This is a genomic window from Halorientalis regularis, assembly GCF_023698535.1.
In the GTDB taxonomy this organism is placed as follows: Archaea; Halobacteriota; Halobacteria; order Halobacteriales; family Haloarculaceae; genus Halorientalis; species Halorientalis regularis.
The window spans coordinates 1-14,787 of record NZ_JALJCL010000027.1 but is presented as its reverse complement, the minus strand read 5'-3'; the positions used below and the strand labels follow the sequence as shown (position 1 = coordinate 14,787).

The 14,787-nt window shown below is 50.7% G+C and carries 9 protein-coding genes and 2 pseudogenes; 7 read left to right on the top strand and 4 right to left on the bottom strand.

The genetic code is table 11. The features are described from left to right. From MU521_RS20820 to MU521_RS20795, 6 genes are all read left to right on the top strand, one after another. The coding region (locus tag MU521_RS20820) for an integrase core domain-containing protein (protein ID WP_250864791.1) at positions 1-119 on the top strand (119 nt) is incomplete at its 5' end. 114 nt (positions 120-233) lie between these two features. Next, entirely contained in the window at positions 234-2,435 is a 2,202-nt protein-coding gene (locus MU521_RS20815) for an ABC transporter substrate-binding protein (protein ID WP_092695650.1), read from the top strand. A gap of 122 nt (positions 2,436-2,557) precedes the next feature. Continuing rightward, positions 2,558-5,686: a tubulin-like doman-containing protein gene (locus MU521_RS20810; protein WP_092695652.1), complete on the top strand. Its 3,129-nt coding sequence runs from the start codon at positions 2,558-2,560 to the stop codon at positions 5,684-5,686. 8 nt (positions 5,687-5,694) lie between these two features. After that, on the top strand, positions 5,695-7,146 hold the full coding sequence (locus MU521_RS20805) for a hypothetical protein (protein WP_245681249.1): 1,452 nt from the start codon (positions 5,695-5,697) through the stop codon (positions 7,144-7,146). A 1-nt stretch (position 7,147) separates the two neighbouring features. Further along, the gene (locus MU521_RS20800; protein WP_139171221.1) at positions 7,148-8,413 is read left to right on the top strand and encodes a hypothetical protein; all 1,266 of its coding nucleotides are present in this window, start codon (positions 7,148-7,150) and stop codon (positions 8,411-8,413) included. A 115-nt stretch (positions 8,414-8,528) separates the two neighbouring features. Then, complete coding sequence (locus tag MU521_RS20795) at positions 8,529-9,257, top strand: CAP domain-containing protein (RefSeq protein ID WP_092695654.1); 729 nt, start codon at positions 8,529-8,531, stop codon at positions 9,255-9,257. A gap of 135 nt (positions 9,258-9,392) precedes the next feature. On the opposite strand, the pseudogene MU521_RS21755 reads toward MU521_RS20795, so the two are convergent. Next, positions 9,393-10,645, bottom strand: a pseudogene (locus tag MU521_RS21755) (RNA-guided endonuclease InsQ/TnpB family protein). 207 nt (positions 10,646-10,852) lie between these two features. On the opposite strand from MU521_RS21755, the pseudogene MU521_RS20785 reads away from it, so the two are divergent. Then, a pseudogene (locus MU521_RS20785) lies at positions 10,853-11,034 on the top strand (transposase); the annotation flags it as partial. Between the two features lie 948 nt (positions 11,035-11,982). On the opposite strand, the gene MU521_RS20780 reads toward MU521_RS20785, so the two are convergent. The 3 genes from MU521_RS20780 to MU521_RS20770 all read right to left on the bottom strand — a co-directional run bounded on the left by MU521_RS20780 (position 11,983) and on the right by MU521_RS20770 (position 13,845). Beyond that, the gene (locus tag MU521_RS20780) at positions 11,983-12,390 is read right to left on the bottom strand and encodes a MarR family transcriptional regulator (protein ID WP_092695660.1); all 408 of its coding nucleotides are present in this window, start codon (positions 12,388-12,390) and stop codon (positions 11,983-11,985) included. A gap of 96 nt (positions 12,391-12,486) precedes the next feature. Continuing rightward, positions 12,487-13,104, bottom strand: coding sequence for a hypothetical protein (locus tag MU521_RS20775; RefSeq protein ID WP_092695662.1), 618 nt, complete (start codon positions 13,102-13,104; stop codon positions 12,487-12,489). A 45-nt stretch (positions 13,105-13,149) separates the two neighbouring features. Then, positions 13,150-13,845: a transcription initiation factor IIB family protein gene (locus MU521_RS20770; RefSeq protein ID WP_175452966.1), complete on the bottom strand. Its 696-nt coding sequence runs from the start codon at positions 13,843-13,845 to the stop codon at positions 13,150-13,152. Between the last annotated feature and the right edge of the window lie 942 nt (positions 13,846-14,787).

Sequence of the window (14,787 nt, the reverse complement as noted above, 5' to 3'; positions counted from 1 at the left end):
GGCGGGGCAGTCAGACAAGCGCGAAACAGTGGTTACGACGCTTTAGACACCACTACAACCACGAACGACCGAATCAAGCACTCGATGGACAGACGCCAGCTGAGCAGATCCAGAACTAGACAGTGCCGTTCAAACGTGATCTCAGCGAATTGATTTGATCAACCGCTTTTACTACCATTTCAAAACAATTCATAACAATAAATACTCTCTGGCTGGATAGTTACGTGTCAAGAATGTCTGATGATATTAAGACGCTTATCCGGGAGACTGATGTGATAACTGCAGAAATTGAGCAGAAGGGCGACTACATTTCTGTCTACCAAGCCGAACTGGCAGATACATCCGATAGAGTGCGTATCTTGACATTGCCACCACATATTGATGATAAAGAAGTTGCAACCGCATTCAATAGAGTAGCAGGTGGCTGGGAGAAGGCGAATACTCACCCCAACATCGTTACAGTTTATGACCGCGGCAATGAACCTCAGCCATGGATCGCTATTGAGCAAGTAGACAAACAGACACTGAAAGAGGCTCAGTCAGATCTTTCACCGGACGAAGTCAGGAGTGTCGTTATTGATATTGCTGAGGCACTCCGAAATGCTGGGCTATACAATACTCACCATTTGGATTTGAAACCAGACAACATCTGGGTAGTCTCTGATGGTGAGGGTGTTTCAGCGCTCGTGGATGAGTGGGGCTTGGAAAGAGTTGTTCGTAGCACAGTTGATGAGTTCGATGTAACGCCCTTTACTGCTCCTGAGGTGATTAAAGAGCCAGAGACAAGAAACGAACGAACTGATGTATTTGGGTTGGGGGCTCTAACATACTTTGCCCTAACAGGAAATATTCCATTCACATCTGGTAAAGATATTGAAACATCGATTCGAAACGGAACTGTAACTCCCCCAAGTGACGCGGATGAATCGCTATCGGCAACCATTGATGACATCGTGATGCAGGCGCTGGCAACTGACCCATCAAAGCGACCAGACTCAGTGTATTCATTCAAACAATCATTCGATCGAGCATTCTCTCCGTCTGTTGAAACTGATCCGGGCGTATCAGAGGGGGCTACGATAACAGAAAATGACAATGAAAATAATCAAGATTCGGAACAAAACAACGGTTCAGTAATAACTACACGACGAGTTGCACTAAGCATTGTAGGCGGTGCAGTTGGGGTTGGAGGGCTGGTAGTGAGTCAAAGTTCCAATAATGCGAACAGGAATGCGGGAGCAGGGGCAATTCCAGAAGAGATGACGATCGGGGTCCTTGCGCCAGCTCCAGAAAACAACCCGATTGGTGAGTCAATCGCCAATTCCGCGAAACTAGCAGTCAACCGGATAGAGAGCAGCAGTGAACTATTACCCCAAAAAAATATCAATGTATCAATTATGAATACAGAAGGGACACCATCGACGGGTCGCCAACGCTATCGTGAACTGGCACAGAACGAGGGTCTACACCTGACGACGGGAGTGTTTAGGAATGATGTTTTGCTACAGCTGATGAACCTGATTGCAGAGGAGCAGACAGTTCATATGACTACCGGTGCGGCAACGCCCACAGCTAGTAATCAGGTTCACAACAACTACGAGCAGTATAAGTATCACTTTCGAACGGGTCCGATCAACAATTACCACAGAGGACAGAATATGGTTGACTTTCTCGAAGCACAGAGAAGCAACCTTGGCTGGGATTCGGTGGCACTGTTGGTAGAGGACTACGAATGGACCAATCCAGTTCAGCAGGCACTCAACGACCACATCGGCGACTTAGAGGTGGAGGTCATAATGGAACAGCGCTACGCCTCGGGTACCCAGAACTTCGGTCCGATCTACGACTCCGTCGAAGATTCGGGTGCCGACGCGGCCTTCGTTGCGATGGCCCACACCGGGACTGCAGCGGTCGTCCAGTGGGCACAGGACTCGCGTCCTTTTGAGTTCGGTGGCATTCATGTCCCCTCACAACTACCAGCCTATTATAACCTGACTAATGGCGCTTGCCGCTATACGGTCACGCAGAACACGGCAACGCCTCAGAATGAAATTACCGATAAGACTCTACAGTACGCCGAGGATTATAACAGCCAGTACGGTGGCTATCCTGTCTATGCTGGCTACAACACCTACGATGCAATCCTCCAGTGGGCCAACGTCGTGACCAAGCACAGAACGGTTGACGCTAACGAGATTGTTGTAGGACTTGAAAACAGTTCATATATCGGCACTACTGGGACTCTCAACTATTACGGCCCCGACCACAAGTATGCTCACGATATCAGGTATAATTTTACTACTAATTCGTCACCTGAGAGTGGTATTAATCCTGTATGGCAGCAATGGCAGGAGGATGATGGGAGAGGTGTTCAAGAAATCATCCACCCGACCTATGTTGAGTCATCAACCTATCAGCGACCTCCTTGGATTTAAAACTCTTCTCTCACGCAAGTGCGAAGACAAAGCGTGCCCTCTAGACCGGAGAGGATATCAAACGGTTCGTAATGTTATAGAATCCAAAAGTTAATGTCAAATCCGACTGCAGTCGTGTATAGATGAAGTTTCCGGACCGGATTTTTGCTGTCGGTGGTGCCGGGAAGGCTATTGCGATGGAACTTCTTGAGTCAGAATGGGTTCTTCGAGGGATTTTGGAACCACGTCCGAATCCCCCATCTCTGACGGTTACCATCCTAGACACTGCCGAGGGAGAGCAAAACAAAGACAAACAACGCATTGCGGATATTCGACAACGGATTTCCGAAGTTGAAGAAGAGGTTCGAGACACCGAGGAAGGCCGACCTGGTTCAATCGAAGTTAAGTACAAACTAGTCACGGAAGACATTCGACTTGATGGCAGTATCGACCTACTCGGAGAAGACGCCGTCCCTCGTATTGCGGAAGGAAACGGCATGGATCCGGAGAACTGGTGGATTAAGGAACAACATATCAACGAAAATCTCGATTTCGCAAAGGGCGTCGTCAGGAAGCGCGGACTGGGTAAGTCAATCTATTACAAAGCCTACGCGGAAGACGATCAGATCTCGAAGTACATTGATCTCCCCGAAAAAGGGAAAGTGGCAGTGCTAACGGGTCTGGGCGGAGGAACTGGCTCGGGGATTCTTGCAGACTTGGCCCAACATCTCAAGCAACGCCATCGTACGGCTGAAATCACTCTCTTCGGTGTTCTCCCAAATCACACAGAGGGCATCAAAGAGAATACAAATGCTTTCGCCGCCCTCTCTGAACTAGAATATTTGGCCCTCAACGAAGAACAGATCTTCAAAGATCGAATTCTTTTGCCTATTGACCCGACAGAATTCGATGGGAAGACTGGTAACCGAATCCAGACTGACCGATTCTTGGAAGAGTTCGACGAGGCTGTAGTCTATATGTTGGCGTCCTATTACAATACAGAGGGCTTGGAAGATCCCTTCGCTGATGCCCCAAACTACGCGCCGTTTACAATCGGCATCCCCCAAATTCTCCGATTTAATGTCGAAGCGATCAATGAAGCAAGAGAGACATTCCGGGACCTCCTCGAAGAAAAGCAGGAAGCTCTGGAAGCGGAAGAGGAGATCTATTCAGAATTAGATAGACATCTGCAAAAACACTTCGACGAAGGTGAGTCCGGACTCCGAGATCTTGATCGTACAGACCTAAATGAGCGGATGGACCGTGTTACGACCCTACTTGAGTTTGATCTATTCAACGAGCTAAATTATGAGTCAATATCCATATTCAACGACATTATCGATGATGCCAAAGAAGAGAGTAGCGACATTGAAGAGCAAGTAGATACGATCTCGGCTTCAGTTCGGGCTATTGATGCGACCAGTCGAGACACTGGCCAATTTGTCGATAATATAGACGAGCATCTTGCAGAGATTTTGGAAATGGATCTTACTCTCATTTCCATGCGGAAAGACATACTTAGCCGTATTAAAACGGTTGACGAGAAGAAAATCCGTGATGCACTTGAATTCTTGATTGGAACAGGGAGCGCAAGTGCAAATCCTGGTGTGCGACTTCAGCGGTTGGAGGCAGAGCTTGAAGATCTTGAAGAACGACGCAAACAGCTTGAATCAGATCTGGAAGAAGCAATTGAGGAGTTAGAAGAAGCACGTGATGAGCAGTCTGAAGAAATCAAGCGTAGAGCCAACAACTGGGAGCGAAACGTAGAAGACGAAATCGCCAATCTCCGGACAATCAATCAGATCGATTTGGGGACAGATCTCAATACGCTACAGTCACGTCTCGATGAATTCCTCTCTAACATCGTCAACGCCGATTCGGAGGACGAAGTAGAACAAATTTCCGAATCAGGTGTTCGAAATGCGTTAGACAAAGTCCAAAACGATCTCAGCGAGATTGGAGTCGACTTTCAGGACGACCGCCGATCGATTGAAGGATCTCTCTCTGAACTGAAACAAGCTCGAACTGCCTTCTTCGATATGAATCAAGAAGAAGGAGCGATTGAGAGTATCACCCCATGGCAGAGTTCTACAGAGGAAGAAAAAGAGGAGGCACACAAAGACTATCGAATGCAGAGAAACCGGTTAGACGATCGGGGTATCTTTTCGGTCGGTCCGCCGGGTGGAACGTTCACTGCCGAGCTAACGTACAATGAAGCGACCATTAGAGAGGAAGTCGATCGCGAAAAACGGACATTGAGAGAAAGTATTGTCAACGAACTTCGCGATGCGGCCGACGATCCACCCGAAGATCTTATTAGAGAACTCGAAACTGAACTTACCGAAGACCAGAACCAGGAACAGCTTCGAGATATTGTCCATCAAATATTCAGGCTTGAAGTCGGAGAAACAGAAGATATCGAAAACCGGCGTGATGAACTCGAAGCAAAACTGGATGACGTTGAGTCGACTATCGAGGTGTATGACCCTACCATCGATCTATTCCAACGGTTAAATAATAAGCGCGAGGTGTACGAGGAACAGAGTACGGCGTTCAGGTCCCAACAGGATAATTATTCGGCTGAGCCAAGCCGTAATGTCTCAACCGAATCTGATAGGCATGTCTACATCAAAAACATCCAACCGGAGGATGTCTTCCGCGCAACCGGACGTGACAACCTGGCTCAGAGCGACCTGCTAAAAAGTAAAGAGGAGAGTCAGCGGGTACAGGCGAATTTGGAGGAACTTGCAAAGAACGCTAGGAACGAAGAGTACACATCGCTTAAGCGTCGGAAGCTCAGCCGAGGCCGATCCCGGTACAGTGAAATGAAAGTTCGGGTGTCAGTACTAAGTCGTGCTGTCTCCCAACTTGACTCGAACACCATCGACTTCGAGGACATCTTCACTGGCGCCTTCGACATCGGAAGTGGCGGAAACCGTGCAAGTAGTCCATATACGAGCTGGGCCTCAGAGGTCGGCGGTCCGTGGGACATCGGCGTCTGTGTATTCATTTCCGGAGTCTTCCTCGACAATATCAAAAAGGCAGTTCAGGCAGACGGATATTTCAGCGGGTACAAAGATCGGGAAGCAGATCTCGGGGAGGATATTATCATCCACCACAGCTATGGACTAAGTGAAGGATATTATGTCCGTCGTAAGTCGTTGATGAATATGGAAGACGAGGACGATGTTGGATTCTTCCTCAGAGACGAACCCGAAATCACTGAGGATCTCCTCAACGAATATATCGGGACTGTCGATACAACTGAGTAAGTGGTAGTATGAGCATGAACAACCTTGCTGGGCTCGTGCAGGAGAACAGAGAAAAACTAAAGCTACTTCTGTATTTTGCGGTTATTATCGCTCTAGCGTATCCTCTGGCCACGTCTATTGGAAAAGCGTGGGAAAGTTCCCATCTTGCCCGGTCTATCGTTCGTTTGCACTATGTTGTCGGTGTTTCTCGTCCAGCTCTTAATATGACTATATTAGGGCTTTTTATAGGCTTACTCACCTTGATGACGCTGGATCCAAAAAAGCGGATCCAAGCTGCTCTCCTATGGTTGGGTATGATAATTTCCCTTGTTGGTTTGCTCTCTCTTGGGCTCTTCCTCGTTCAGATCAATTTCATCGCCGAGCTACCCTGGTTTATCGGTGGGCTTATACTGGGGTTAGTCATCGGTGGAGGACGCAAATTACTGCAGGTTCAGACCGCAGACGCGCTTGAGTTCCGGCGCGCTTCGCTCGGCATCTTCTTTATTCTTGCTCTCATTGTTGTGGTGGCTTTCGTCGAATATCATGTTCAGTACCCCAAAATATTCTCTGTGACACAAAGTGGGGTTCAAACTGCTACCACGACTCCGTCTGGAGTAGGCTTGGAAACTTCAGGGATATTCAAAAATGCTCTCATCAGCGGTCTGTTCATCGTTGTTCTTGGCCAGTTCGTCACTTATGATGCTGAGCATGACTTTTTCATTCTTGGTCCGCGAGCCTCTGGGAAGAGCCTATTCCTTATTGGAGCATATTTAGAGGCTCTGGAGCAAACCTCGGATTCATCTGCTAACACCCCGCTAAATCCTAGCAATGACCTAGTTGACATGATGCAAGAACTTGACAGGCCAGAATCCGAATGGATTATTGAGGCAACCGGTCGAGGAGAAGTGAATGTTCTCTCATTCCAGTTTGTCCATGGCCGTGTATTTCCGACAAATATTGGGCTGCAAAGTATCGACTATGCAGGCGAATATCTGAATCGCCTTCCTGATGCTATCGCAGACACGCTGCCCGATGACTCAGTCGACTCGACCCTAGAGCGTTTAGTTGATGGGGTTGAAACCGCTGATACGTTGGTCCTATTGCTCGATCTAGAGCGATTCATGAACGATGAACCACTCGAGATTACAGAGTATTTTGACATTCTTCGCCAGGCAGACAATACTGGGGTCATCCTTGTTGCCACCAAAGCAGATGTTATGGCTGAAGAGTTCCGTGAAAAACGGGGGCTGGAAGCACACCGATATCAAGATGAGTTCAGACAGTACATCAATCAACGACTTCGTGGGAGCCAACAAGTAGAGGGCCTAATTCAGGAAACTGCTGGAACGGAAATATATCCCGTGTATTACCAGACCAAAGTCAACGAGAACGGGGACCGTGTTCCGATTAGGGATGAAACTAATTCTGTGACAACAGTTGGGTACGACGAGTTGCTGGATCTACTTGGGAGGCGAGCTTGATATGATTGATCTAACCATCTACGATTCACAGGGTCAGTCACTTGATGATCCAGCTGCGGCAAAGAATGAGCGTATTGCAAACTTCTTTTTTGATGGTGTTCGGCTGGCCATCGAAAGCATGGATTCTGTCCGTGCTTACTGCTTCTTCAGAGCGCGAGAATCGGAGGGCGCCCGCCTGGATCAGTTTTACGCGGAGTTTGAGGCCTCAAGTGTTAGCGAAATTGGAAACCTGAAATCGGCTGTTGAGCAGAAGGTGCGTGATGAACATGAAATGATTTTGGAATCCTCTACAGAGGATGCGACTGTCTTTGATCTTATTGATGAGGCCTCTAGATTGGCACCACCCGGTGATCGGAATACACGAGATCTCATTCCTAAGCTGATTCGACGTGGCGAACGGCCACGTTTCGGTGTCGGAAACTATAGAGACGCCTTAGCTTTGCTTATTGACGTTATACGTAATGGGAGAGTAAACAAAGCCGCCATCGCAGACAATGCAGAAAGTGCCGAGCTATCGGATTACGATATTGTCATTGAAACTGGCAACCATACTGGTCTAGTTCCCCTCGGAAATACAGAAGATGCATTGGCACGTGAACAGAGGAGTAGTATGCGGTCAGAAAGAGGCAGTCTGAGCAATGATCCGCTTGGTGATCATGACTCTAAATATCAGTCTTCAATAGATAAATCTTCAGATGAAACTCTCACTGGCAAAGACAAGTTAATTAGTATCGGGCTTATTTCAGCTTTTGGAATTGGAATACTTGCTTTGCTTATCGGTGGAGGACTGTTCGGCGCCTGTTTCCTTGGAGTTAGTGTTGATCTTCCGTTTATCGGCGATCCGTGTACCTCTGATAGTGGTGGTGCTGGTAACCAGACTGAATTCAGCGTTGATGGGTACAACACTTCTCTGTACACCAACAACAGTACAATTGCCATCCGCTGGAATGGACCGAACAGCGTTAATCATACTGTAAGTCTCAAAAACGGTTCGGGGAATCTGGTTAGACAGAACTACACCATTAACAAATCTTCCACTAGACGATCGTGGCAGAACCTGCCCGCTGGTAATTATAGTATTTTTGCCATAAACAACAGTGGAACTGTGAAGGAAGTTTGGAATGGGACACTGTCTTCGACTGGTGCGAAAACAAATAATAGTCAACCGACTGGGACGCCAACTGTAGCCGATACGCCTTCAAATACTCAAGAATCTACAGCAACTGAGGGCACATCCAATCAATCCACTACTTCTTCCCCATCGTGAAAGGTGGAATCTCTGCTGTATCAAAATCACACACCCTCGATGTAGACGGCCAAGGACACCTTTGATAAAGAAAACAGTGATAAGGTTCATCTAATGTCGTTGTAACCAATTATACATGGACAAAGGGCCGACTGTGATTCTTGGGGTAATAATCGCCATCGTCTTGACTGCAGCAATTGCTGTTGGTGTCTATACAACTTTTGTACCCACGAAAGGCTCATCTAACGGACCAACAAGCCCGACACCGACAGAGGACTCCGTGTCCGCCTCAACACCAACCCCCATCCCTGAACAGGTGCCCACGAGATCAACTCCAGAGGCCAATAGTGAATCAACTCCCTCGATAGCACCAGAAGAAAAGATACGTAATGCTATATCAAATTCAATAAATAATTATCGCAGTAAAAATGGTCTGCCAAAAATTACAATGGAATCATACCTGTCATCACGTCTTACTGAGATGGCAAATATTCATAGTAAGCGTATGATGGAAGAGCAATCTGTAGGGCATCGTATTCAAGGAAACACGACCGAAAATAGATACACTGCCTATGGGTTAAATAATCGCTGTTCATTTCCATCAAATAGCGGCTACAGTACGATTGATACAGTTGGTGGATCTACAGAACTAATCTCAAGACCTATAGCTCCAGCCGTCTATGAGAATGAGGAGGGTGGATACGCTGGTAACTCCACTAGGGTAGCGCATAACGCGATGGAGGACTGGAAAAGTGACAATCTCCAAAGGAGGAAGCTGGAATTTAGCAACGCTGACCAAGCTGGTATAGGAGTGTCTATTTCTAAACGCGGCGGTGTATATATTACAGTTGCCCTGTGTGGTTGATTCCAGAATATCAGGTGAAAGCGTAGTGGGCAGGGGCGACGCGACAGCGTCACCCGAATGCAATGTTCCCATGTCAACGGCCCCGCGCACGGTGGCGCGGGGCTTGTCAGTGAACTCGGCCTCTGCCGACTGGCGTTAGTCGGACGGGACGGATCCCCGATTCGGCGTCACCGTTCCTGACTTCAGGGCGAGTTGACTGTCGCCCGTCCGCCGCGACGACTGGAGGCCGCAACGGACGTACCGCCACCCAACGTTCTTCGCTCCAACATAGTCCGCATTCGCCGTTGCACCACACGACTCACACTCGAACTCCGACTGCCTGACGCGGTTGCCCTCGCTCGTGTGGCCACACTCCAGACATCGCCGACTCATGTTCTCCGGATCGACGTACTCCACACAGATGCCTTCCGCATCAGACTTGTACTCCACGAGATCAACGAGTTGACGGTGCACCCACTGATGGAACTCTTGCACCGGCGGCGCACGTTCTCGTATATGCCGCAGGTTCTCGAACGCGATGTACTCGCACTCGTGTTCCAACGCTTCCTCGATGATGTCGTTGCCCAAGCGGTGGAGGACGTCCCGGATGTACCGTGACTCACTGCCACTCATCTGTTGGATCGTACGGTGCGCGGACTGTGTACCAGTCTGTTGGAGATTGCCCCGAATCCGCTCAAACTCCCTGTGCCGATGCCTGAGTTCTCTGCCGGACGTGAAATACGCCGTTGAGGTAGTGGCGATGTTGACGATGCCGAGGTCAACGCCGAGAACTGTCCTGTCCTCGTCGTCACCCCGTGTTCGACCTGTTTCTCGGGCTTCGGCCTGCGGAATCCGAGGTTCAGGTAGTAGTCACCATCACGCCGAGAAATCGTGGATTCGGTGAGTTCCCAGTCCTCATCGTTGAGGTACTGGTGTTGGTAGCCGTCTTCGACATCCGGCAACGCGAGGTCGCACCGGATACGATTATTGACTGTTAAGAGGGAGACTGTTCCGTCGTCGAACAGCGTCATCGTCTGCGTATCGTATTTGATCGTATTGGCGGTGAACTCTGGACGCGAGGTTTTGTAGTTCTCGCTGAGGGCTTCGATTTCTTCGACACCGGAGAGTGCGGCTGCGGCTTGGTGGGTGGCGAGGATTGCATGTTGACTCCCGAGACGTGTTTCCTCCAGCACTCTGTCCTAAGCGAGGTCTTGGAGGTGGGTTTTCCGCGTTTCACGGTGGTCCCATCCGATCTGACTACTGATGTTGCAGGCATCTTGCCACTTGTTGATAGTCGTGTCAAGCAGTTGCTTCTGCTCGGTATTGAGGATTGGGCGGGTGATTGCGGTGCGTCTCAGGTAGTCGTCCGCTACGACTTTCAATAGACAAGCAAGGTACTTAGTACTCAGTAGTTTGTGGCAGCAGGTGTCGGCTTCATCCCCGCCCACGGTGGGGCGGGGAACCCGCCTAGCTACCTAGTTTGAATTGCTGAGTTCGGAGGCGAGCGCCGCGAACCTGCTGGAGTGATCAGCGCAACTGTTGAACCGTCTCGATGCACGGCGATTCCAATGCGGGGAACCGATAGACAGTATGAAGGTTGTGGTGTCTCACGGCATCTGTCTTGGCCTGTTCAGAACTTATGCAGACCACTCAAGCAGGTTCGCTGGCGCGAGGGGCTCTGTTGCCGCTCTGCCGGTCTGAGTCAGTGATCAAACACGGCAGCTATCAAGCGTATCAACGGTATTTCTGTAAGGATTACGACCGCACGTGCAACGACAAGACCGGCACGGTCTTCGCGCCGCGGGGGAGGAGGTCAAGAGTGCCGTCCAACGTGATAGATCACGCCCCAGCAAAACGAGAGAGCGACCATAACAATAAGTGCGCCAGCAAATTGTTCGTTCGTCGGTATGCTTGCACCAGTTGTACGTTGAACAAATTCAATGATAGTCAGAGAAAACTGCCCGAGTGGGGGTAGGAGTTCCCAGACGAATTTCGATAGTACTGTTCCAATGATCAGTGTTGCGAATGCAGCAAACCCGTGTGAGGCCCCAGTCGTTGCTGGCATACCACACTAAAAATCCTGTGAACAATTAATTCTTCTCATCTTATACATGGGTATTGGTATTAAAGTTTCTGCAGGATGGGTAATAAAACTGTCAGAAGCGAATTTGAAATATGCGCCTTCTCGGATCACCGGGCGCGGATTCGTGTGCGCGCCGGTCGGGTCTTGAGCAAATGCCAGACTGCCTTGCGGATAGTAATACGGCATGAAGATAGCTCGTGAACGATTGGCCGGGTGTCACGCCCCGTCGTTTTCAGCTGCGACCCATTCCTCCGGTGTGGGTTTTTCGCGGTATGGTAAGCAGTCCCGGAGGAGAATGACGTGAGCTTCAGTATTACTCTCGTCACTTCATCATTTTCGCAAATTCTTCGACGACTAACTTCTTCCCCGCTTTCGTGAGTTGGCCTTGTGCTCTGTGTTGTTGGATTGCTCCTGGAGGAATCGTGTGGATCGACCACGGGAGTAGATATGTTGCTTTAGAAAAAGAGATCCCAGTGAAGTGAGTTTCTTTCTGAAGTTCTGGAGTTCTGTGGTTTTGGCGTTTCGACCCGTGACCAAGGCACATTACTGTGCACTCAACAGAGTTGTACGGCCTGCCTTGATGACGGATGATGACGACCGGCCGCTCGCTTTTTTGACCGTGGGGATCACGACTGACCCAGCTGATCGTCCCAGAAGGATACTTCATTTGTCTTCATCGATGATCCCGACAGCATCCTCAATGTCATCGTCAGTGAGCTTCGCTGTATCTAGATCAGGAGACGTTTGTTCGCTGTCGTCAGTGCTTATACCCTCCTCATGGTCAGTGAACATCCGGTCAAGACCGTCAAGAGCGGCGGTATATCGGTAGAGATCTTCACGCTCCGAGCGAGCATGGTAGTACCCGTCTGGCGTTTTGTCGATATAGTCGGTGTCGTAGAGACGCTTGAGCGTCACTTTCGCTGTGCTGTGTGGGATATCGAGTTCATCGCGGATTTCCTGGGGACTGTATCCATACTCGTCATTGCGATAGAGGAAGCCGACGATGTCGGATTTTGTCGTTCCCGGCGTTAAGTCTACGTCCGGGTCGTGTGATTCGAGATGCACGGGCATGTAACTCCGAGTAACCGGCTGAAACTGTTAAATGTATCGCTGTACGAGGCGACGACCTCGGGGCTTGACCCCGGAGAGGTTCACCGGGCAATCAGTCTAGGCTTGTGGATCGGGATCGTCTGTGATTGGCGAGCCGAGTTCGTCGCGAGTGCCGATTCGGATCCAGTCCACAGTCCCGTCGAAGCCAATTCGTGTTGTGTTCATCGGCGTCCTGCTGGTGAGCCGATCGGTGAGTTCCTGGACCAGCTCGTGTCGGTGGAGTTGCCGGCGTGACCAGGAACCATGCCCGGAGGCGAGTGTCGAAAAGCGAACGTACTGGGTTCCTGGCGGCACTTCGTCGCTGAACAGCGTGATATCGAGATACTGGAGGACCAGATTCGCGTTCGCTTCTGGCGAGGTGTACTGGATGACGACGTCATCGCGAGCGGTCATTTCGACTAGCCACGCATCGATCAGCCGTTCAATTGCATCTTCGTCGCGCAGGTTCGGCACGCAGAGGGGTTCGAGTTGGGCAAGAGGGTCGTGGAGAGGGTCGGGGCGACTGCCGGTCAGCGACTCGATGCGCTCGTCTATGGCCGGCGCGAGATGCTGGTGGGGCCTGACCTTCGCCGCGTCGCCACTGATTGCGTCCTCTCCCCCTCCCGTGTCCGTTCGCGAACTGGAGAGGACCGACTTGACGACGTGACTGGGGCGGGTGCGTTCTAGTGAGAACATGGTTCTGTCGCTCACTTCCGTTGCAGATCCACAATTGGATCTGCGTCACTCATCGAATGTGGGATGGTGGATTTGATCGCTCTCGTCGATTTGTGACCGGACTCGGCGGATCGTTCGCGACGAGATGGACGCGAGCGCGGCGATTTCTGTATCGTCGGCTGACGGGCTTGTAGCGAGAGAAATGCAGGCAGCAGCAAGCGAGACAGCGGGATCAGTGAATGCAGACGAATTGTCGAGTTGGGCGGCGATTTCTGTCGCTGCAGATTCGGTTTTCATCGAGAGATCGAGACCGGTTGCCAGCCGCGGAATGAGATTTTGCGGGTGTCGTGGAGGAATCGGAAGCGAAAGCTCTCGCACGAGGCTGGAGTAGACAGTCTGGGCGTCCTGCTTTGGGACGGATGTTGCCCGGGCAACTTCGTCGAAGAGCCGGGAAATCTCGGTGAGCCGGCAGGTAGCGTAGACACAGGCGGCGGCGACAGACTCCACAGATCGCCCGTTGACGAACTGTTCGGACTGCGCTCTGTCGAAGAGGTCAATTGCTTGGTCTCGGGTATCCGTTGTGAGGCCAAGAGCGCCGGCCAGACGGTCGATTTCCCGAGTGGCGATTGTTCGCGACCGCTCCTGCTCGGACTGATAGTAGGCGCGGCGTTGTTCCCGGCGAAGCCGAACCAGCCGCTTTCGCTTGCGGCTGTCGAGTGGCGATCCTGTGGCGTCGAAGTCGCGTCCGATCTCGGTGAGCATTTGCTCTCGGTGGGCAGTCGTTGGCTGTTTGGCTCGCTGTGTTGTGCTGGACTGGGGCCCACTGTGGTCGTAGAGTGCGCGGATCTCTGTCGTGATGGGTTGGTCCTCGATGATGAGACCACAGACTCGGCAGTACTGTTCCGATCCGTCGGTGTGGATGGGGCCGCCACAGCTAGGACAGGCCTCAGTCTTAGGCTGGTGGTCAGTGGGCGAATCTGGGAGAAAGTTAGACATGAAGAAGTCACCTTTCCCGCATGGCCACAAACACATCGTCGGGTTGACGGTTGATGTTGGGTCTGTTCAGGCGATTAAGAGTTGTGTTCGCTGATTACACACAACTGTGTAAAAAAGATCGGTGAAACCCAGCCGGGTATTGTATGTTACCAGCACAGCTCTTGGTCAAACAGGGCCACGCGACCGATCAGTGTTTTTCGTTGTGGACAACGATCCAGTTGTCGCAGTCGATATTCGCGCAGGAAGTCACCCGACGAATCTCGCCGTCGTGGATCGGGTCTGTTTCTTTCTCTGTGCCGCATTCGCCGCATTCGACCGTAATACGCTCTCTAGGCATTGGTTTTCATATCGAATACGGGGTGTGTTGTGGAGTGTGAACTGCTCCGGGGTCAAGCCCCGGAGCTTCTTCCCGTGGATTAGTCGGACACGCCTCGGATACCATCGGACTGATTGCCTCGACCGGTATCAGAGGCCACGGTTGGGCCGTCCACAGGCCCCGATGCCTGCCGTCGCAACTCCCACTTCCGCACCTGCGGGAGTGTGTTGAGAGCAGGCACATTTCTATCCTCTTGCTTTCGTAGGGCTGTGTTGAATCACTAGACGGCGTCGGGATAGGTCGCTAAATCGAAGGAGTTGAAGCGGGAGACTTCAGTTGTCTATGACCCAAATCTCCCGCTTCACTAGCGAAATCGTCCCGATTTCTCAAAG

Excerpts from the sequence above, each read along its gene's own strand:
- MU521_RS20815 (WP_092695650.1), top strand. The coding sequence starts at position 234 with ATGTCTGATGATATTAAGACGCTTATCCGGGAGACTGATGTGATAACT.
- MU521_RS20810 (WP_092695652.1), top strand. The coding sequence starts at position 2,558 with ATGAAGTTTCCGGACCGGATTTTTGCTGTCGGTGGTGCCGGGAAGGCT.
- MU521_RS20805 (WP_245681249.1), top strand. The coding sequence starts at position 5,695 with ATGAGCATGAACAACCTTGCTGGGCTCGTGCAGGAGAACAGAGAAAAA.
- MU521_RS20800 (WP_139171221.1), top strand. The coding sequence starts at position 7,148 with ATGATTGATCTAACCATCTACGATTCACAGGGTCAGTCACTTGATGAT.
- MU521_RS20795 (WP_092695654.1), top strand. The coding sequence starts at position 8,529 with ATGGACAAAGGGCCGACTGTGATTCTTGGGGTAATAATCGCCATCGTC.
- MU521_RS20780 (WP_092695660.1), bottom strand. The coding sequence starts at position 12,390 with ATGCCCGTGCATCTCGAATCACACGACCCGGACGTAGACTTAACGCCG.
- MU521_RS20775 (WP_092695662.1), bottom strand. The coding sequence starts at position 13,104 with ATGTTCTCACTAGAACGCACCCGCCCCAGTCACGTCGTCAAGTCGGTC.
- MU521_RS20770 (WP_175452966.1), bottom strand. The coding sequence starts at position 13,845 with ATGCTCACCGAGATCGGACGCGACTTCGACGCCACAGGATCGCCACTC.